At 51.1% G+C, this 20,069-nt stretch carries 16 protein-coding genes; 11 read left to right on the forward strand and 5 right to left on the reverse strand.

Annotation, left to right across the window (positions count from 1 at the left end; genetic code table 11):
- Nucleotides 1-59: 59 nt before the first annotated feature.
- The 4 genes from JW984_01440 to JW984_01455 all read left to right on the forward strand — a co-directional run bounded on the left by JW984_01440 (nucleotide 60) and on the right by JW984_01455 (nucleotide 4,886).
- On the forward strand, nucleotides 60-845 hold the full coding sequence (locus JW984_01440; protein ID MBN1571838.1) for an enoyl-CoA hydratase/isomerase family protein: 786 nt from the start codon (nucleotides 60-62) through the stop codon (nucleotides 843-845).
- Nucleotides 846-884: 39 nt separating this feature from the next.
- Nucleotides 885-2,021, forward strand: coding sequence for a mandelate racemase/muconate lactonizing enzyme family protein (locus JW984_01445; GenBank protein ID MBN1571839.1), 1,137 nt, complete (start codon nucleotides 885-887; stop codon nucleotides 2,019-2,021).
- 409 nt (nucleotides 2,022-2,430) lie between these two features.
- Complete coding sequence (gene ald / locus JW984_01450) at nucleotides 2,431-3,528, forward strand: alanine dehydrogenase (GenBank protein ID MBN1571840.1); 1,098 nt, start codon at nucleotides 2,431-2,433, stop codon at nucleotides 3,526-3,528.
- Between the two features lie 275 nt (nucleotides 3,529-3,803).
- Complete coding sequence (locus JW984_01455) at nucleotides 3,804-4,886, forward strand: 4Fe-4S binding protein (GenBank protein ID MBN1571841.1); 1,083 nt, start codon at nucleotides 3,804-3,806, stop codon at nucleotides 4,884-4,886.
- 800 nt (nucleotides 4,887-5,686) lie between these two features.
- On the opposite strand, the gene JW984_01460 is transcribed toward JW984_01455, so the two are convergent.
- Nucleotides 5,687-6,247 carry a hypothetical protein gene (locus JW984_01460; protein MBN1571842.1) on the reverse strand — a complete coding sequence of 187 codons (561 nt, stop codon included), beginning with the start codon at nucleotides 6,245-6,247 and terminating at the stop codon, nucleotides 5,687-5,689.
- A 392-nt stretch (nucleotides 6,248-6,639) separates the two neighbouring features.
- Here JW984_01460 and JW984_01465 point away from each other — a divergent pair, with 392 nt between their 5' ends.
- From JW984_01465 to JW984_01495, 7 genes are all read left to right on the forward strand, one after another.
- Nucleotides 6,640-7,458 carry a hypothetical protein gene (locus JW984_01465; protein ID MBN1571843.1) on the forward strand — a complete coding sequence of 273 codons (819 nt, stop codon included), beginning with the start codon at nucleotides 6,640-6,642 and terminating at the stop codon, nucleotides 7,456-7,458.
- Between the two features lie 5 nt (nucleotides 7,459-7,463).
- Nucleotides 7,464-9,302, forward strand: coding sequence for a glutamine--fructose-6-phosphate transaminase (isomerizing) (gene glmS / locus JW984_01470; GenBank protein MBN1571844.1), 1,839 nt, complete (start codon nucleotides 7,464-7,466; stop codon nucleotides 9,300-9,302).
- The gene (locus JW984_01475) at nucleotides 9,303-10,664 is read left to right on the forward strand and encodes a hypothetical protein (protein ID MBN1571845.1); all 1,362 of its coding nucleotides are present in this window, start codon (nucleotides 9,303-9,305) and stop codon (nucleotides 10,662-10,664) included.
- Between the two features lie 16 nt (nucleotides 10,665-10,680).
- On the forward strand, nucleotides 10,681-11,334 hold the full coding sequence (locus tag JW984_01480; GenBank protein MBN1571846.1) for a TrkA family potassium uptake protein: 654 nt from the start codon (nucleotides 10,681-10,683) through the stop codon (nucleotides 11,332-11,334).
- A 113-nt stretch (nucleotides 11,335-11,447) separates the two neighbouring features.
- Nucleotides 11,448-13,628 (forward strand): UvrD-helicase domain-containing protein, encoded by a 2,181-nt coding sequence (locus JW984_01485; protein ID MBN1571847.1) that lies wholly within the window; start codon nucleotides 11,448-11,450, stop codon nucleotides 13,626-13,628.
- A gap of 155 nt (nucleotides 13,629-13,783) precedes the next feature.
- The gene (locus JW984_01490) at nucleotides 13,784-14,353 is read left to right on the forward strand and encodes a response regulator (GenBank protein MBN1571848.1); all 570 of its coding nucleotides are present in this window, start codon (nucleotides 13,784-13,786) and stop codon (nucleotides 14,351-14,353) included.
- A gap of 446 nt (nucleotides 14,354-14,799) precedes the next feature.
- Nucleotides 14,800-15,228, forward strand: a complete 429-nt coding sequence (locus JW984_01495) for a (deoxy)nucleoside triphosphate pyrophosphohydrolase (GenBank protein MBN1571849.1) — start codon at nucleotides 14,800-14,802, stop codon at nucleotides 15,226-15,228.
- 428 nt (nucleotides 15,229-15,656) lie between these two features.
- On the opposite strand, the gene JW984_01500 is transcribed toward JW984_01495, so the two are convergent.
- From JW984_01500 to JW984_01515, 4 genes are all read right to left on the reverse strand, one after another.
- Nucleotides 15,657-17,303, reverse strand: coding sequence for a response regulator (locus JW984_01500; GenBank protein ID MBN1571850.1), 1,647 nt, complete (start codon nucleotides 17,301-17,303; stop codon nucleotides 15,657-15,659).
- Between the two features lie 393 nt (nucleotides 17,304-17,696).
- Entirely contained in the window at nucleotides 17,697-18,128 is a 432-nt protein-coding gene (locus JW984_01505) for an SRPBCC family protein (protein ID MBN1571851.1), read from the reverse strand.
- Between the two features lie 394 nt (nucleotides 18,129-18,522).
- Nucleotides 18,523-19,038 (reverse strand): DUF4870 domain-containing protein, encoded by a 516-nt coding sequence (locus JW984_01510; protein MBN1571852.1) that lies wholly within the window; start codon nucleotides 19,036-19,038, stop codon nucleotides 18,523-18,525.
- Between the two features lie 163 nt (nucleotides 19,039-19,201).
- On the reverse strand, nucleotides 19,202-19,930 hold the full coding sequence (locus JW984_01515; protein ID MBN1571853.1) for a sulfite exporter TauE/SafE family protein: 729 nt from the start codon (nucleotides 19,928-19,930) through the stop codon (nucleotides 19,202-19,204).
- Nucleotides 19,931-20,069: the final 139 nt, after the last annotated feature.

Genomic DNA, 20,069 nt, shown 5'->3' on the forward strand with positions numbered 1-20,069 from the left:
GAGTATTTGTTTTTTTGAGTTGTCGATAAAATTTCGGTTTTCAATGTTGAGGTTTTAAAATGTCCGAGCTGCTATTCGATAAAGACGGAGACGTGGGCACCGTAACGCTGAACAGGCCCGACAGGATGAACTCGCTGAATTTTAACATGGTAAAGGGGCTGATCGATTACTTCGCCGAGGCGGAGCAGGACGACTCCATCAGGGCGATCGTCTTAACGGCGAACGGAAGGGCCTTCTGCACCGGGGCCGACCTAGTCGGCGGCGCCGGCAGGGCGGATATTAGCACCCCCGTGGGGATGAAGCTCTCGGCCCACCTCTACGGGAAACTCTTCTTCACCATGTTCACTACGGAAAAGCCGATCGTGAACGCAATCAACGGGACTGCAGCAGGGGCCGGGGTGAACATTGCCCTTGCGGGCGACATAGTTGTCGCCGCCGAGGGGGTCAAGTTCATCGAGGTCTTCGTGAGGCGGGGAATGTTTCCGGACGCCGGGGGGATGTTCCTATTGCCGAGGCTCGTGGGGCTGGCAAAGGCTAAGGAGATCATGTTCTTCGGCGAAGACATCCCGGCGGAAAAGGCGCTGGAGATGGGGTTGATAAACAGGGTGGTCGAAAAGGACAAGCTGATGGATGAGGCGATGGCGCTGGCAAAGCGCCTTGCGGCCGGGCCGACGAGGGCCATCGGCATGATGAAAAAGCTCTTGAACCGCTCCTTCGAGCTCGACATCCAGACCGTCCTCGAGTTCGAGGCGGCTTTTCAGGGAATCCTCGTCTCCACCGACGACGTGAAGGAAGGGGTACAATCTTTCTTGGAAAAAAGGCCCCCCGAGTTCAAGGGGAAATAGATTCAAGATTGTTTTAATATTTTTTTAAGAGGATTGATTATGAAGATCAGCGAGATTGATTTTTACCTGTGTCACTACCCGCTGCCGGAGACCTTTTACCCGTCGTGGATACCCGGTTATCCCCAGAGCAACAACAGCACCCTGATCGTTGTGGTCAAGACCGACGAGGGAATAGAGGGTTATTCGGCGATGGTCGGCTTTTTGGACGAGGCTAGGGGGCTTCCCGGTATGATGAGGCCATTCATGGTAGGGCGCGACCCCTTCAGGGTGGAAAACATCGTTCAGGTAATCAGGAGCGCCCACTACCTGGGCTACAAGGCGTTCTTCATCGAGGTGGCGATTTGGGACATCATCGGCAAGGCCGCGGGACTTCCGGTCTACAAGATGTTGGGCGGAGGCATCGGGAAACTCAAGGCCTACGCCTCGTCCGGCGAGATTATGGAGCCGAAGAAGCGGGTCGATTACGTCAAGATGATAAGGGACATGGGGTTCAAAGCCGTGAAGCTTCGCATCCGCTCGATGGAGTTCAAGAAGGATATCGCCGTCGTGGAGGCGGTCAGGAGAGAGGTCGGGGACGATTTCGATATCATGGTGGACGCAAACCAGGGGTGGCCCATCCACCTGGGGTTGGTCGAGTGGCCCCGCTGGGACCTCAAGAGAGCGATGAAGACCGCCGATGCGCTGGAGGAGTATGACGTCAGGTGGATAGAGGAGCCCCTCTTCAAGCACGACTTCGAGGGAATGGCGGCGTTGAGGGCGTCTACCTCGATCCAGATAGCGGGCGGCGAGTTCAACACCGACCTCTACGAGTTCCGCGACTTGATCGCCCACGGCAGCCTCGACATCCTCCAGCCGGACGTCACCCTCTCCGGGGGGATACTCATGGGCAAGAAGATAGCGGGAATGGCAGAGGCCTCCAACCTCCAATTCTCGCCCCACACCTGGACCAACGGGGTCGGCCTTGCGGCGAACCTCCAGCTCATGGGATCGGTCATGAACTGCCCCTACTGCGAGTTTCCCTTCGAGCCTCCCGGATGGGTGCCGGAAGCGAGGGATTTCATGCTCAAGGAGCCGTTCTCCGTGGACAAGGAGGGATTCATACACCTGCCGGAGGGGCCGGGGCTCGGTATCGAGCTCGACATGGAGAAGATCATGGCCCACGGCGAGAAGCTCTAATATTGCTTCGGCGCTTTGGCGCTCCGGCCGGGCCAAGAGTCGCTTCGTTGGGGGAGGGTGATCCAATTGTCTTGAAGGTCGAGCTTACAAAGGTTTTGTAAGCGATGAAAATTGTGAGATGTACTGGTGTCATGTGTCCGATAGATACGGGAGCAAAATCTCGATAAAATTGACCGTATCCGTTGACAATAGAGGCGATTTATAAAGATCGACCAACCCAACGGGTTTTATGCTATTATAGGAACTGGGGCGGGTGGGGGCAAACGGCCCCGGGCAGACCAGGCCCCGACAGTATACGATAGGGGGAGATCAACACCATTTCCCCCGCTGTGGACTCGGCCGTCCTTTTGGCACCGACCATGCGGAAGGACGAAAACGGTTTTTAACAGGTTTTTTAAAGAGGGCGAAAATGATAGTAGGTGTTCCGAGGGAGGTAAAGGAGGAGGAGTACAGGGTCGCCATAACTCAGTCGGGGGTTTCCGCGCTGACAGGGCGCGGGCATAAAGTCCTGATCGAGAAGGACGCCGGCCTGGAGAGCGGCATAACGGACGCGGACTACGAGGAAGCAGGCGCTAAGATGGTCCCCTCGGGAAAGGACGTCTGGGAGGGGGCGGAGTTTATCCTGAAGGTCAGGGAGCCGGAGGGGCTTGAGCTCGATATGCTGTCCGGGCACCTCATATTTTCCTACCTCCATCTGGCGGCCAACGAACCCCTCACAAAGATGCTCCTGAAAGAGAAGGTGACCGCGATAGCCTACGAGACGGTGGAGACGAAAGAAGGTTACCTGCCCCTCCTGGCGCCGATGAGCCAGGTCTGCGGCAGGCTCTCCATTCAGGTGGGGGCCTACGGACTCGAGCGGACAAACGGCGGATCGGGAGTCCTTCTCTCCGGCGTGGCGGGCGTTGCCCCGGCCAAGGTTACGATAATTGGGGGCGGCGTCGCCGGGTTCAACGCGGCCCAGGTGGCCGTCGGGATGGGCGCCGAGGTCTTTCTCATAGGCATCTCCCCTGCAAAGCTGAAATACACCGGCGATATGCTCAGGGGAAGGGCGGTGACGGTCATGAGCAACAGCGCAAACATCGAGGAGCACATCCTCGATGCCGACCTCGTGGTGGGGGCGGCGCTTATCCCTGGGGCCAAGACCCCGCTCCTCATGAGCCGCGATCTCGTGTCAAGGATGAAGCCGGGAAGCGTGATAGTCGATCTCTCCATCGACCAGGGGGGATTGGCCGAGACCTCCAGGCCTTCCTCCCACAAGAATCCGTTCTATAAAGATGAAGGGGTAATACACTACGCAGTCCCGAACATGCCGGGGGCCGTCCCCAGGACTTCGTCTTTTGCTCTGTCGGGGGACAACAGCACTTACGTCCTTGAGATCTGCGACAAGGGATTCGAGGGGGCAATAGGCGACAATCCCGACCTGAAAAGGGGCGTGAACGTCCACAACGGGAGCGTAACCCATAAGGGTGTTGCCGAGGCGTTGGGCCTCGATCTCACCGAACCCTAAGGCGTGATCTTGCCCTATGGGAAGTGGAGGTAGGGGGGCCGAGCTGCAGGACGGTTCTGGGGGAAATGTTGGGAATAGGGGGTAATGGGGAAAGGGAGTGTTTTTTCGTCGGGAAGTTTTTAATAAGGTTTGCATATCTTGAAAAGCAAAAGATTTGCGGTTATAATTGACTTAGATAATCTGAAGGTTTAATGGGAATTCAAATCGAATCGAGGCGTGGGAAAGAACCATCTACCCCGCCGCTCATTTTATTAGCTGACGAAAGGACCGAGAATATGACCGATGTTTACAAGAGCCTCGCCGTAAAGCTCGACGAGCTGCCCCAGGGTTTTCCGAAGACCGAGACCGGAGTCGAGATCAGGATATTAAAGAAGATATTTTCGCCGGAAGACGCAGAGATCGCCCTCAAATTGAGGCCGTACCCGGAGACGGTTGAGGAGATAGCGGAGCGGCTTGGAAAGTCCCCGGACGAGATGCGGAATACCCTCTTCTCCATGGCGGAGAAGGGGCAGATAGCCTCCTACAGATCGGGGGGGGTGCGCAGGTTCTTCTTCGCCCCCTTTGTCGTAGGTATATACGAGTTTCAAATTTATAAGATAGATAAGGAGCTTGCGGAGCTCTTCGAGGAGTATCTCCCCACCCTAATGAAAACCCTCGGGGGCCACAAGCCGGCCATAGCCCGCGTGGTGCCCGTAAATACGGAAATAAAGGGAAGATCGGAGATCGTCCCTCACGACGACATACGGAGAATGATCGAGGACTCCAGCTCCTTCATCTTGAACGACTGTCTATGCCGAAAGGAGCAGGCTCTGGCCGGAAACCCGTGCAAACACGAGATCGCCACATGTCTCGGTTTTTCAAAGGATGAGGACGCCTACGAAGACTTCACGCTGGGGGGAAAGATAATCACGAAGGAGGAGGCCCTGAAGGTCCTTTCCGACGCCGAGGAGGCGGGCTTGGTTCACAACCTCTTCTACAACACGATCAAGGGACACATCGGCGTCTGCAACTGCTGCCCCTGCTGCTGCGGCGTTATCAGGGGGGTAAGGGAGTTCGGGGCGGAGCATATCCTTGCCAGGAGCAACTACCTGGCGAGGATAGACGACCAGACCTGCACCGCCTGCGGGATATGCGCGGATGAGCGGTGCCCCGTGAACGCCATCGATGAGACAGACGGCATCTACAGGGTGATAGAAGAAAAATGCATGGGATGCGGACTCTGCCTGGTTACCTGTCCTGTGGAATCCATCACGCTCGAGGAGAGGCCAAGCTCCGAGAGGGAGGACCCTCCCAGAAACATGATCGAGTGGAGCATCCAGCGCGCCCAGAACAGGGGACTGGAGCTGAAGCTGAAATAGCGGGGGTGGGATGGAAGTTTTAAGGGAGTCGGAGGATAATGGGGGGGTTAGAGGATGATAAGGGAGATGGTAGTTGATGAAGGTGGGCAAAGCCTCTTGCCGTAAATCGGGGGCCAATGGGGAGACGATAATTTGTAAGGGCAGGATAGTTGGTGAGGGGAACGAAGTCCCTCTCCGTAAACCTGGGGCCGGAAGCTGACATGGGGTGTAAAACTGATGAGGGGTCTGAAGGGCGCAATCTCTGGCGTCCGACCGGCCCCTTTTCCTTTATGCGGCGGAAGGGGGGAGCAAGGGAGAGGTCTTAAAACCTAAATCCGTAAAGCAGGGTGTCAATGGAGTGGGACGGTTGACGGGGGGTATGCGGTGGAAAAAATAAGAAAGGGGAGGTTTGATCGATTCCTGCTCGTTTTGGGTTCTTATGAGGCGACTCTTTTGAAGCTTTGCCGCCTTATCTCTTGGTGCCGTCGTCAATTCAAATGAAGTGAGTTTGACAAAAGCTTCGTTTTCCCGCCAAAGACAAACCTAATATCCTAACACCCTCGAATCACGGATATTACTTTTCGTTCCAAAACAGGTTTGAAATAGAAACCGAGGACTTGTTGTTTTCCCAGGTCGTACATCCCCTAAAGAGGCGTCGTAAGGACAAAAGAGCAAGCAGGGAGTCGCTTACCAAAAACCCGTCTGTTGTATCGCCCTGATTCTTGAAAAGGATAATCTCCCCGATCCTGCTCCAGGCGGCCGCACAGAAAATCGTCTCTTCCGTCAAGGGCAATGATGGGGATAGCTAAAAGCGGCGAATCCTACTTATTCATTCCCTCCCTTATCGTGCGTTCAATATCGGATATCCGCTTCGAATCGTAAAGAAAAGTCTCAAAGTAGTTCTTCGGCTTTGTCTCCCGCCACTTTTCCAGATACTCGAGGGCCTTCAAATAGTGTACATTAGGATCGGAGAAGAACGGGGCGTAGCTCATGTAATAATAAGTATAGAGACATGGTATGTAGAGGGAGTCTTTGTCGATGTTTTCGAGGTTATTTATATCCTCCATCCCCTTGTCGAGTTTATATAGGATGATATAGGAGTATCCCCGCATGGCGTAGAAAAAGGCGAACATGCTCCTGTATTTTGGGATGCTGTCGATCCCATCCGTGGCGGACTTGATGACCCCCTTGAAATCTTTATTGGAGAGATGGCGAATAACGTCATAGTAGTTATCCATGACGATCCCCTTCTCTTCGCTTGCCACCTCTTTGAAGTAGTCTTCGGAGAGGTAATACGATGCCGATTTCGGCTGGGTGGTTGCACAGCCCCCTATCATCAGTATCAGGAGGGCGATAAGGACGGAATAATATAAATTTTTCATGGTTTTCTCTTTCATTGACCTGACATATTATCCAACAAAACGCTCTCTTTTACAAGAAATTTTTAGTGGAATGTTTGGGATACCCGGATATCGTGGAGAATCGAATTTGTGAAAATGCACGGATGTCAAAAGAGTTCTTGACTTTATACCTTTTTTAAGAGTACTATATGTCAGGATAATAACCGGGATTTCAGACAGCGACCGCGACATATTGATATTGAAGTCTTGTCATATGGACAAACGGATATATAAGTATAGCCCCGCCTCAAGGCCGGGCGATTGCTATTATAGGGCAATTCGGCAATTTCGGTTAAGATTTTTTTTGGGGGATGGGTGGGCGATTTTATATACGCTGAACCGCCTTCTCTTTTAATAAACGGCCAAGAGAAGAGTTGGACAGGAAAGGGAGGGACTGCAGGAAGATGGAAGAAAAGGATCGGCTCAAGGTCTCCGATAACGAAGCATTTCGGTCTGTTAAAGACAAGGAGGGATTTGCCCGCTCCTACAGGGACGAGAGGGAGAGAGTGGTTAATAAGCTGATGGAGGCGGGAGTCGTGGTGATCGATCCTTCGGTCACATACGTCGACGATTCGGCGGTAGTGGGTGAGGGGACCGTTCTTTACCCGAATACGTATATTGAGGGGAATACGACAATAGGCAGGGGGTGCGTGATAGACCCCAACGTCAAGATAGTGAACTCAAGGCTCGGAGACGGTGTTAAGGTCCTGATGAGCACCCTGATTATTGAGAGCAGAGTCGGGGACGGGGTCACCATAGGGCCGTTTGCGCACCTAAGGCCCGGGGCGGAGCTGGGGGACGGCTCGAAGATAGGGAATTTCGTCGAGGTCAAGAAGTCGAGGATCGGGAGGGGATCGAAAGCGAACCACCTGTCTTACATAGGAGATGCGGAAATAGGGGAGGGGGTGAACGTGGGCGCGGGAATGATAACCTGCAACTACGACGGGGTAAACAAGCACAAGACCGAGATAGGGGACAACGTATTTATAGGCTCGGACGTCCAGCTGGTGGCGCCGGTCAGGCTGGGGAAAAACGCCTTAATAGGCGCTGGGTCCACGATAACGAAAGACGTCCCGGAGGATGCCCTGGCGGTGACCAGGGCAAGGCAGACTAATCTGCCCGGAAAGGGTTTTTTGAAATTCAAGGAGAAGCTTAATCTGAAGTCTGACCAAAAAGCTAAAAAGGGGAAATAGGTATCATGTGCGGAATAGTCGGTTACATAGGCCCTAAAAAGGTTACTGGACTTTTGATAGAAGGCCTGAAGAGACTTGAATATCGGGGTTACGATTCCGCCGGGGTCGCGGTCATTACCGGAGGGAAGGTCACCATAAAGCGGAGCAAGGGAAAGCTCGCGATCCTGGAGGAGATCGTATCGAAAGAGTCGCTGGACGGCAACGTGGGGATAGGTCACACAAGATGGGCCACCCACGGCAAGCCCTCGGACGAAAATGCGCACCCCCACAAGGCGGGGAGCATCGTCGTGGTCCACAACGGCATCATCGAGAATTATCTCGAGCTGAAGGAGCTCCTCAAAAGCGAGGGACACGAGTTCTCGTCCGAGACCGACACCGAGGTGATAAGCCATCTCATCTACAAGTTTGTGAAAACGGGGAAAGGCTTTAAGGACTCTGTTTTGAGCGCTTTAAACATGATCGAGGGGTCTTACGCCCTGGGGATATTGAAGGAAGACGAGCCCGATGTCCTTATGGCGGCGAGGAACGAGTCCCCGTTGATTTTAGGACTCGGGGATGGGGAGTTCTTCATAGCCTCCGATATTCCGGCGATCATAAACCACACGAGGGACGTCGTTATCCTGGACGACGGCGAGGTGGTGGAGTACAGGGACGGCCAATACAGCGTCACCGACCTTGACGGCAACAAAAAGGTAAAAGAGTCCCGGCGGATAGACTGGAGCCCCGTAATGGCGGAGAAGGGCGGCTACAAGCACTTCATGTTGAAGGAGATATTCGAGCAGCCCCAGGGTATCATCGACACAATCCGGGGGAGGATATCGTCGGAGGAGGGGGAGGTGTACATGTCGGAGATCAACCTGACGCCGGAGGAGATCAAGAAGTTCAACAAGATCACCATAGTAGCCTGCGGGACATCGTGGCACGCCGGACTCGTGGGGAAGTTCATGATGGAATCGATCTTGAGGATTCCCGTGGACGTTGAGCTGGGTAGCGAGTTCAGATACAGGGATCCCATCGTGGATCAGAAGACACTGATCATCGCCATTACGCAGTCCGGCGAGACGACCGACACCTTGGCGGCGGTGAAGGAGGGAAAGGGCAAGGGGGCCTGGGTGATCTCGATCTGCAATGTGGTGGAATCGAGCGCCGCCAGGGCGGCGGACGGCGTCATCTATACGCACGCCGGCCCGGAGATAGGGGTTGCGTCCACCAAAGCCTTCACCACGCAGCTGACGTCCCTTTACCTCTTGACCCTCTACTTCGCCCAGATAATGGGAAAGCTCAAAAGCGACGGGATAAGAATGAGGCTCCAGGAGTTCATCAAGGTTCCGGGATATGTGGAGAAGGTTCTTGCGGGCAACGACGATATAAGGGCGATAGCAAGAAAATATATGAACGCCAGAGATTTTCTCTACCTCGGGAGGGGGATAAACTACCCCATCGCCCTTGAGGGGGCGCTCAAGCTCAAGGAGATATCTTACATCCACGCGGAGGGCTACCCCGCCGGCGAGATGAAACACGGCCCCATAGCCCTCATCGACGAGGAGATGCCGGTCGTCGCCGTTGTTACAAAAAACAACACCTACGAGAAGGTCCTCTCAAATATTAAGGAGGTCAAGGCGAGAAACGGCATAGTCATCGCCGTCGCCAACGCGGGGGATAAAGAGGTGATAAAGGATGAGTACGAGATTGACGATATCATCTACATCCCCGAGACCGATCCCTTGATTACCCCCATCGTCCTCGTCGTCCCCCTGCAGCTTTTGGCCTATCACGTAGCCGACCTGAAGGGGACAGACGTGGATCAGCCGAGAAATCTTGCCAAGAGCGTGACAGTCGAATAGATGATTGTCTACTATAAAACCAATCCCGCAAGATTCATGCTTACGGGGTTTATACTCGGGATACTGATAGGCACATTCGTGCTCCTGCTTCCCCATTCCACGACCGCCGGAGAGATTTCCCTAATAGACGCCCTCTTTACCGCGACCAGCGCAGTTTGTGTGACGGGGCTTATCGTCCTTGACACGGCGCGAGATTTTACGACGACGGGTCAGGTGGCGATTATCACCATGATACAGCTTGGAGGGATAGGGATCGTCTTCTTCTCCGTGCTCTTTACCTTCGTATTCGTTGGAAGGGTGAGCGTCGGGCATAAGTCGATTTTTTCATCGATGATGGCTCCCAAGACCAAGTGGGACATGTGGGGGATATTCAAAACGATATTCATCTTTACGATCACTGTAGAGATACTGGGCGCCCTGTTCATGTTCTACCCTATATTTCAGGTCACCGGTGGTGATACGATAAAGGCGGTATACTTTTCCGTTTTTCACTCGGTATCCGGCTTTTGTAACGCCGGATTTTCACTTTTTCCCGACAGCTTCATGAGCCTAAGATACAACCTCCTTGCATTGATCCCGCTGATGGTCCTTATAGTTTTAGGCGGCGTCGGCTTTTTTGTCATCGACGATATTATTCAATACATTCGAATGAGAGGAACATACAGGATAACGCTTCATACCAAGATGGTATTGATGGTATCGGGAGTTCTGATTATTGGGGGCGCGGCCCTCATCTTTCTCTTCGAGAGTTTTAATCCCGCCATGGACGCAACCCTGGGCCAGAAGATCGTGGATTGCCTGTTTATGTCGGTTACCTCCAGGACGGCCGGCTTTAATACGATCGACATAAATGCATTGACTAATCCCACTCTGATGACGGTGATAATCTTGATGTTTATAGGGGCCTCTCCCGGCTCCACCGGCGGGGGAGTTAAGACCAGCACGACGGCCGTGATCTGGGCGCTGATCATCTCCCGCTACAGGTCGAAGGAGGATGTCTCGATCTTCAGAAGAAGCGTTCCCAAAGAGACCGTATCCCACGCGCAGGCGATAGTGGCGTCCTCCTCCATACTGGTCATAATCGTAATGCTTCTGATCTTGATCTTCGAGATCTGGGGAGGGGACATTATATTGAGAGATCGCGAATACTTCGTGTCGTCCCTGTTCGAGGTGGTCTCGGCCTTCGGAACGGTGGGGCTTTCCATGGGGATAACGAGCGAGCTCCATCCGATCAATAAAATGCTCATAATTCTCACCATGTTTATTGGGAGGCTGGGGCCCCTGACTTTTCTCCTGGCGCTGCAGAAGCGCAAACCGAAGGCGGTTTTTAGATACGCCGAAGAGGACATTCTGGTTGGGTAAGGAGAGGGGGTAAAAGATGAGAAACTTTTTGGTAATCGGCCTTGGGAAATTCGGTTTTACAGTGGCCAAAACCCTGTATGAGCTGGGACAAAACGTGACGGCGATGGATATAGACGAAGATGTAATCCAGAGGATACGCGATTACTCGAATCAGGCCATAAAGGGGGATGCGGTATCGATGGACAACCTTTCCGGTATCGGCAAGGAAAACGTGGACGTCGCCGTTGTCAGCCTTGGGGAGAGGATGGACGCCTCCGTCTTGGTGACCCTTCACCTGAAAGAACTCGGGATTGAAGAGATCTGGGTCAAGGCCATAAACGAAGACCACGGAAAGATATTGAAGAGACTCGGCGTCACAGAGGTGATTCACGTGGAGCAGGAGATGGGGGAGAGGGTGGCCCACAACCTCTCAAGGCCGAACGTTCTCGATTACCTGCCGGTTTCCAAGGGGTACAGCATTCAGGAGTCTCCGGTGCCCAAGTCTTTTACGGGAAAGAGCCTTTTGGATCTCGGCCTCAGAAAAAAATACGGTATCTTCGTGATAGCCGTAAAGGAGCTTATTCCGGAGAGGATGGTTATAAATCCAGAGGCCAAATTCGTCTTGAAGGACAGCGATATAATGGTAATCCTCGGCAAGGACGAAGACCTGGACAAGTTGAGGAACATGTAGGTGAAGCAAAAGATTTTTTCATCACCGTAACAGCTTTTTTTACGCATATTTTTTCCTCCCGACGAATTTATATTCAACTTTAAAAAAAAACGAATGGGCGGGTTTTGCCGAAGATGGACAAGATCCTAAAGAACTTAAACGATACCCAGAGAGAGGTGGTGACATTCGATCAAGGCCCTGCCCTTGTCCTTGCGGGCGCCGGGTCCGGGAAGACCCGGGTCTTGACCCACCGGATCGCCTATCTCGTCGCCTCCGGGATACACCCGGATCGGATCCTCGCCGTTACCTTCACAAACAAGGCCGCAAAGGAGATGAGGGAGCGGGCGTCAAGGCTTATTCCGTCTCCCGGCGCACTCCCCTGGATTACGACCTTTCACTCCGCCTGCTTGAGGATATTGAGGATAGAGGCGAAATCGGCCGGCCTGAATCCGAACTTCGTCATATACGATTCAACGGATCAGGTACAGCTTATGCGCAGGATTCTAAAGGACCTTGACATCGGCGAGAGGAGTCTGAGTCCCCAGGGTGTTTTATATGCGATAGAGATCGCAAAAAACAGGCTCATGACCCCGGACCTGTTTCGGGAGACGTATCAGGACCCCTTCAGCCGGAGGACTGCCAGGGTCTATGCACGGTATCAGGAGGAGCTAAAAAAGAGCTCGGCTCTCGACTTCTCCGATCTGATAATGGGCTGCGTAATCCTGTTTGACGAGAATCCCCAAATACTCGACAAGTATCGGGAGAGGTTCATTCACCTTTTAGTTGACGAATATCAGGATACGAACTTCGCCCAGTATGAGCTGATAAAGCGTCTCGTTTCAAAACACAGAAACCTCTGCGTTGTAGGCGATGATGACCAGTCGATATACCGCTGGCGGGGGGCCGACCTCGGGAATATCCTCGATTTTGAAAACGACTTTCCGGACTGCGTGGTCTTTCGGATGGAGAAAAACTACCGGTCGACGAAGAGCATCCTGGCTGCATCCGGATCGGTCGTAGAAAAAAACACGGGCAGAAAGGGAAAGACGCTCTACACCGACAACGAAGAGGGGAACAAGGTCGTCTTTTTCGAGGGATACGACGATCGAGACGAGACCGGGTACGCCGTCAGGACGATCGCAGGTCTCATGGAGGACTTCGGATACGACGCAAAAGATTTTGCGATATTCTACAGGACAAACGCCCAGTCGCGGCCATTCGAGGACGAGCTTATGGGGGCCGGGATTCCCTACCAGGTGGTGGGGGGTATGCGCTTCTACGAGAGGATGGAGATAAAGGACGTGGTGGCTTATCTAAGGTTGGCCGGTTCCCCCGACGACGCCCAGAGCTTTCTCAGGATCGTCAACGTGCCGCCAAGGGGCGTGGGGGCAAAGACGATCGAGAAGATCGAAGAATTAGCAAAAGAGAAAACCGTCAACTTGGTCGACGCCTCCGAGTCTCTTTTAAAGGAGGGAAGATTATCTAAGAAGGCGGCGGACGGGATAGATATGCTGCTTAAGGTCTTGAAAAGCATATCCGAAAGCGACTCCCTATACGGGGCAGCGATGGGTGCGGTGTTCGACTCCGGGATGTTTGACTATTACCGGTCGATGGGAACCGTAGAGGCGGAGGGGAGAATAGAAAACCTGAACGAGTTTATTACGGCCGTAAGCGAGTTCGAGGAGAAAAACCCCGACGCCCCCCTCTCAGACCTCCTCGATCAGATAGCCCTGGTAAGCGATGTCGACGGACTCGATGATGTGAGGACGAGGGTCTCCCTCTTGACGATCCACAGCGCCAAGGGGCTCGAATTTCCCGTCGTTATAATCGCCGGGATGGAGGAGGGGCTTTTCCCCCACGGCCGGTCCCTCGACACCATAGAGGACATCGAGGAGGAGAGGCGCCTCTGCTACGTGGGAATGACAAGGGCAAAGGAGAGGCTATATCTCACATCGGCGAGGAGGAGAAGGGTGTTCGGCACCGAGAGGATAAACAGCGTTTCGAGGTTTGTCCACGAGGTGGACAGAAACTATATCGAGACGGCGGGAAGTGGGTTCAGGGCTCACGATGAATACAAGCTTGAGCTTGACGAGGACTACGCCCGGGAAAATCGGGGAATTACAGGGCGTTTCGATAAAATCGGGGGATCGACGCAAACAATCGCCCCGGGAGTCAGAATAAAGCACCCGGATTTCGGCTACGGCATAGTCAAGGGCGTGGAGGAGATCGGCGGAAGGCTGAAGCTTACGGTCCTATTTTCGGGCTACGGGATCAAAAAGGTAATCAGCGGTTACGTCCCGATAGAGATAGTATAGTCCGCCCGATGATTCAAAACGGTTTAAATTGCCTTGAATACCCGCGTTAAATAGTGATTTGGGTCGTTTTGTGACCAAGCTTACTTAATAAAATTAAAACATTATGCAATATTTTTCATTGACACTTTAGATTCAATAAAGTATAAAAAAGTGGTATGACTAAATTCATTAAAGCCACGTGTCCGAGCTGCTCAAAGGAGATATTCCTCGATCCGACCGAGGTGCCGGACCAAGGGAAGAGCGTTATATGTTCGTCCTGCGCAACCCCGTTTAAGGTCAAGATCGGAAAGAGAGATGCGGGGGGAGGTGGTGCGAGAGACAAAGTGGCCACCGACACCGCCAAGCGGGGACTCGTTGTCGTCATAGAGGATTCAAAATTTGCGAGGACCCAGATCGTCGAGGCGCTCTCCGAAGAGGGAATAGAGGTCGTGGAAGCGGAGACGGCCGAAGACGGTATCAACTGGATCTTGGAGCTTCATCCCAAAGTGATTATCGTTGACCTCTTCCTCGGCACCGGGAATCCCCAGGGTCTCGATATAATAAGGAACGTGAGGAAGAGGATAGACAAGAGAATCCCCGAAGGAATAAGGATCATTACATACACCATAATGTCCGAGGAAAAGGTGCCCTTGGCCATAAGGAAGATGACCGATTCCTTTGTTCACAAGGGGCCCACAGCCCTCTTTCACCTGAGGGAGGAGGTTCTTCGCCTCCTTAATGAGTAGTTGCCGCCGTTCTTTTTTTGCCCCCCGACCCGCTGCTCACCAGCAATTTTTTAACTGCCGTTGCCGACATTTTTCCCTGCCGTCGACTTTTTATTTCTTCAGGACTCCCGTTTTTTTGAATCCCATTTGTTTTTCACGCCGCTCACCGCCAATTTGTATTTTCCAAAGCCCAATTTATAGAGTAAACTTGTTTGCATTCTCACCAATGCCCCGTTTGTATTTACATTTACCCATTGTCCCTATTAAAAAAGGAGTTGGCCGTAAAAATTTTTTGATAGAGTTATTTAATCGCCTGGGGTGGGCGCAAAGTGGTGGGGGAGACGACCTCGGTTAATCCTTGCTTCAAATGGGTCTCTTTTGATATAAAAAACATATCTATCTAAAACACGATTTAAAAACGCGACTTAAAAGCGATGAATTTGTCGAAATCCTGAAAAAGTGTGACAATGAGACCTGAACAGATAGTCCTGGTATCCGCCGCCCTTATCGTAAAGGAGGGGAGGGTCCTTGTGGGGAAAAGGAGAAGGGGGAAGAGCGATCCGGAAAAGTGGGAGTTCCCGGGCGGGAAGATCCGCCCCGGAGAAGACCCAAGGGACAGCATCGTGAGGGAGATAGAGGAGGAGCTTGGAATCGGGCTTTCGGTGGGAAGGCTCTTTGACGCGGTAAACCACGCCTATCCCGACAAGAGCGTCCTTATCCTCTTCTATCTAGCGGAGATGGCACCTTCGGGCGCCTCTTCTGAATATTCGTCCAGGGATCACGACGAGATCCTGTGGGCGGGGCCGGAGGAGCTTTTGAGGCTCGATTTTCTGGATGCGGACAGAAAGGTGGCGTTAAGCCTCGCCGAGGCTATGGCGACCGGAGGGGTTTCCTGAAGCTTTCACCGATGACCTCTCTAAGCAAGGGAGACGGCGGGGCAAAGCCGGCCGCTCTGTATCGCTTTGGAATACGGGGACCGTTTTCGGATTAAACTCGGGATTTTTTAGAAATCAGACGTACGATGCAGGAATCGGAGAATTGCCTCATGTTCACGACATGTCGTTGCCAAAGGCGATATTAGGATTAAAAAAAGTGGCCTGACGGGGCGTGTATCCTGTTAGATGCTAATGCCCTTCGGATTATCCGAAGGGCAAAACGAAGGTTTTCTTTATGTCCTTCCTCTCCATTTACATCTCCTCACCCAGCGTGTTTCCTCGCTTTTTCCAATCCCCCACCGACCGTTATTGCAGAGAGGTTTGATACTCGCTATCACTTACCATCTCTCAAGAAAATCTACTGAACCCCACGCTGTGAAAAGGTCGACTCAGTTTCTGCCGGTGATTTTCTCGTTCAAGATGGTAATCTGCATCGCCAATGAAGCCGTGTCCGCGAGAATTTTAATCTGGTCGAGGTTCGTGCTGGCGAGACTTCCCGGCTCCCCATCGCAGTAGATGATTGCGATAGGCTTGTTGTAGATTTTAAACGGTATTATAATGCTGTTTGTGGGCCTGTATCCGCCGATGTAAGACTGTATGATTTGGCTGTCCTCGTCCGATATCTTGCCCGCAAACACCTTGCTTGACTTCAATACATCCTCGAAGGATTTGAATTCGTAAGTTCCGATGGTCAATTGCGAGGGATTCTTATTCAGCTCAGGGATATTGTCGTTATCCATCTTTGTAAAGCCCCTGTAGTATTTCAGATCACCCCTTTTAATCACTCCCACAAAACCCCTGTTGTGATCTATCTGCAAAAACTTGAAAATGGTATCAACAATAAAGGAAAAGCTCTGTTCCCTCAGCAGGTCCTGGGTTGTCCTCTTCAGAAATGTAAGGTCGAATATATCCCTTTCCAGTTCCTTTTCGGCCGATCCCAGCTCCAGCTTTGCGTCAAGAAGCTCGTTTATCAGCTGTTCCCTGATAAAGGCGAGCTGCTCTTTTTCGTGGCTGATCCGTTTGTTTCTGAAGAGGTTTTCCACGCATAATGAAAGCTCCTCCACAAACTGATCTAACTCTGATCTGAGGTGGCCGGAAGAGAGCATCGATTTATCCGGCTTGTTTAAAAAGTAGCTTGCCCCCATGAAGAGCGATTTCAGCCTTATCTCCTTATCCATAAGGGATGTCATGATTATGACCGGTATGTGCGGGTAATTCTGGTTTATCTCGGTCAGGAGCTCCAGCCCGCCGTAAATCTCCGTAGTGGATGAGATACCCGGCATCACCAGATCAAGGATCATAGCGGGAGAAACCCTGGAGGGCTCCAACGTCTTGATCTTTTCGAGGGCGTCTGCGGGATTGTCGTAGCTTTCAATACGGTAGCCGAAGTTCGCAAGGCCGTCGGAGAAGATCGTCCTCATCAGTTTTTCGTCCTCAACCAGGATAACGACCTCCTGGGGCGAGAACGAGGAGATGCTTTGAGTCACGTTCTCGATCGATTTTATGATCTCCTCCTTCAGGTTCGATTTTTCCGGGTGGAAGGAGCGATCCCTTTTGGGTTCCAGGTCTTCTTCCGTGATGTCAAAATCCTCTTCGAGCATGGAGAAAGATTTGTTGACTTCTTCGAGGAAGTGATCTACGTCGATGGAGAGGTCCATATCATTCTCGGAGATTTTTTCAGATTCAAATCGATATATCCCGTCCCAGAAGAACATGGAGTAGAGGATGTCTTCCATAATCTCGTTGAGGGCTGTCTTTAGGTCTTGCTCTGAAACGTAACCAGACCTTATAAGGATGTCGCCTATGCGGAGGTTTTTGCCCTCCTTCTTTTGATACATCAAGGCCTTTCTCAAGTCCTTCTCGTTGATCAGGCCCTTTTCTATAAGGCGGCGTCCGAGGCGCTCCCTGAAGATCGGGGAATACGCTTTTATGATAACGCCGTTATGGAAGTAGATCGTGCCGAATCCCTCCTGGGATTTGATGGCGAGGACACCAGTGAGCTTTTCCTGTTTTATCTCCCTTAAGATATCGCTCAATTTGTTTTTCTCAAGACTGCCTGAGAGTTTCATATTAGTTCCTGTAACATTAAAAGCGATAAAAAAAGCAAATAACTTGTGTGTCTACATTACAAATTTTTGATTTCTTAAAAAATTATACTAATAAAAGCTCGAAATTGCCAGAAGAAAATGAAATGAGCTGAAAAGAGTTTTTCCATATATATCCTTTTTTTACGCTTTTCCTCAAATAAAGGTGTGAATAATTCACGTTTTTGAGGGATCTGTTTGGGAGGTGGTTGAGGTTAAAAAAAACCTCTTCAGAATCACTCCCGTATATGAGACACGCCCAGGCGGAAGCTATTCCTCATCATAAAGGGGTTCGAGAAATTCAAGATGTGAGATAAATAGTGAAGGCAAAGAACAAGATAGACCCTATCTCTCCATCTTTGTCTTGATGTTATTCATTATTTGATCGGCTACCTTTTCGTTTTGCCCCAAAATGGCTCTCTCGGCCAGCTTTCCCAAAATAGGAACTGGAATGGTGTATTCTATATCCAAGTTCAACTTCGTGTCTCCGTCGTAATATTTTTCCAGGACAAATACCCATTTACTAATGATTCCCGCGACACTCTCGAGAACGTAGCGATCCGGGGGATTCAATTCTTTTACAACCGACTCTCCATTGAATTTCATTCCGGCCATCTTATATTCCCACTTATCCCGTCTCCCGACTCCACTGCCGATAACTCCGGTTATTTTTTCTAAACCCGGGCTCCACTCCTCGGAAGACATCGGATCGGTAATGTAATTGAAAACCTTCTCGATGGGTGCTTTGATGGCGATATTTCTTTGAACGTGTGCCATGTTGAATCCTCCTTTTATAAAAGAAAATGTATGTTGTTTGGAATAAAATCGGAAGTGTTGAGATATCCCGTGTTCAGTGGAATTATAGCGCATTTTTAAGAATGGTGTCAACAGCAATAATAAGCATATATAACAAATGTTACAATGTATTGAATAGATGAAAAAGAAGTTTTGAAAAAATCGGCCGTTTGAAAGGGAGCCGAAAAGACACTCGTATTTGAATAGGTAGTTTAAAGCTTTAAGCCGCAGTCATACCTTGAAACTAAAAACTGTTTTTACATAATCGCCGTACTGCGAATCTGCGGATTCAATGACGTGTTGTTCCCTCTAAACCGAACCCTTAATCCTTCGCGTCTTTGTTTATTTTTCCGGTCAGTGCCGTCAACAAATGAAATCAGTCAATCTTGATATTCAACTTCTTCAAGATGCGATCCATATAGGGGTAGACGTAAAGCTCACCCCTGTTTGCGGCGATCGAGGCAAGAATAGTGTACACGATGTGAAAGACCGCCACAACGGGAAGGAGGAGAAATCCGATTAGGACAAAACAGAGGAGACCGGAGATCAAATAGGCGGCGATGATCAATATCTGAAAGAAGGTGCTCTGTCTCGCATGATGCCTTATATAGGCGTTCTCCTCGCTCTTGATAAGCCAGATTATAAGCGGAACTGCGATCTGGAACGGGGGAACTAAGTACATAAGGAGTCCCGAGAGATGGCTGATGACGGAAAACAGCTTATCATCCGAGCTTATCTCCGCTTCCCCGCCCTTTTTAACATCGTCATTCGAGCCGGCTATCCTTTTTGCTCCATTGGATTCCCCCTTCGGTTCTTCAATCTTCTTTTTACCCTTGGGTTCTCCATCTTCTCCGCCGGGCCCGATCCCCTTTACGTCTTCACTTTCGGCCATAATACCACCTCAAAAAAACTATAAAAAAACCTTCATGTGCCCAATCGATAAAGAATTATGTCGATGGAGTCTTTACTGACTAAAGATGTTTTTTTAACCGTACCTTTGAGCCTACATACATTACAAACTCTCTTTCTTATTTGATAACAAAAACCACTCACTTTCATCCTATGTACATCATGATTGTGTCGAAATCGGTGAAAAAAAGGAACAATCCGAGTACGATCAAGATTATACCGCAGATTATGTTTATCGCCGGTATGAAGCGCTTGAATCTGCCGAAGGCGGAGAGAAACCAGTTAAAGGCGAGCGACGAGATGAAAAACGGGATGGCGAGCCCAAGAGAAAATACAAGAAGGAGAAGCGTTCCGTATACCGGGTTTTCCGAGGAGCCGATAACGGCAAGCCCGAGGATGGAGGCGATTATAGGCCCTATGCAGGGCGTCCAGCCGGCGGCAAAGGTGACCCCGACAATGGAAGACCCGAAATAACCCGCGGGCTTGTCCCTTAAGTGTATCTTCTTTTCCATGTCCAAAAACGGTATCCTGATTATTCCCGTTATAAATATCCCGAAGAGGACAATGATCACCCCCCCGACCCGTCTCAGTATCTCCTTGAACTCCAAGAGCGTCCCGCCGATGATGTTTGCCAGCGTCCCGAGGGTCACAAAGACGACGGTAAAGCCGAGGATGAAAAAGAGGGAGTGCAGGATCGTCGCCTTTATCACCGAGCGGCGGTTAATATTGACATCGGTGTCCTTGAGGTCTTCAAAGGAGATCCCCGTGATGAAGGTCAGGTAGCTTGGGAAGAGGGGCAGGACACAGGGTGAGAAGAAGCTCAAAAAGCCGGCCGAAAATGCTATTATAAAAGAGAGATCAACAACGCTTTCCATATATACTATTTTCCTTTTTCAAAAATTTTTCCTGGTTTGAGGTTGCTAATGAGAGGTGAATTCAACTCACAAGTGCAACTTTTATAGTCGTAAAAAGGGGTAAGATGATGTAGGATTTGTGCTTCTTTTAACGGCTAAA

The organism is Candidatus Zymogenus saltonus, assembly GCA_016929395.1.
Taxonomy (GTDB): Bacteria; Desulfobacterota; Zymogenia; order Zymogenales; family Zymogenaceae; genus Zymogenus; species Zymogenus saltonus.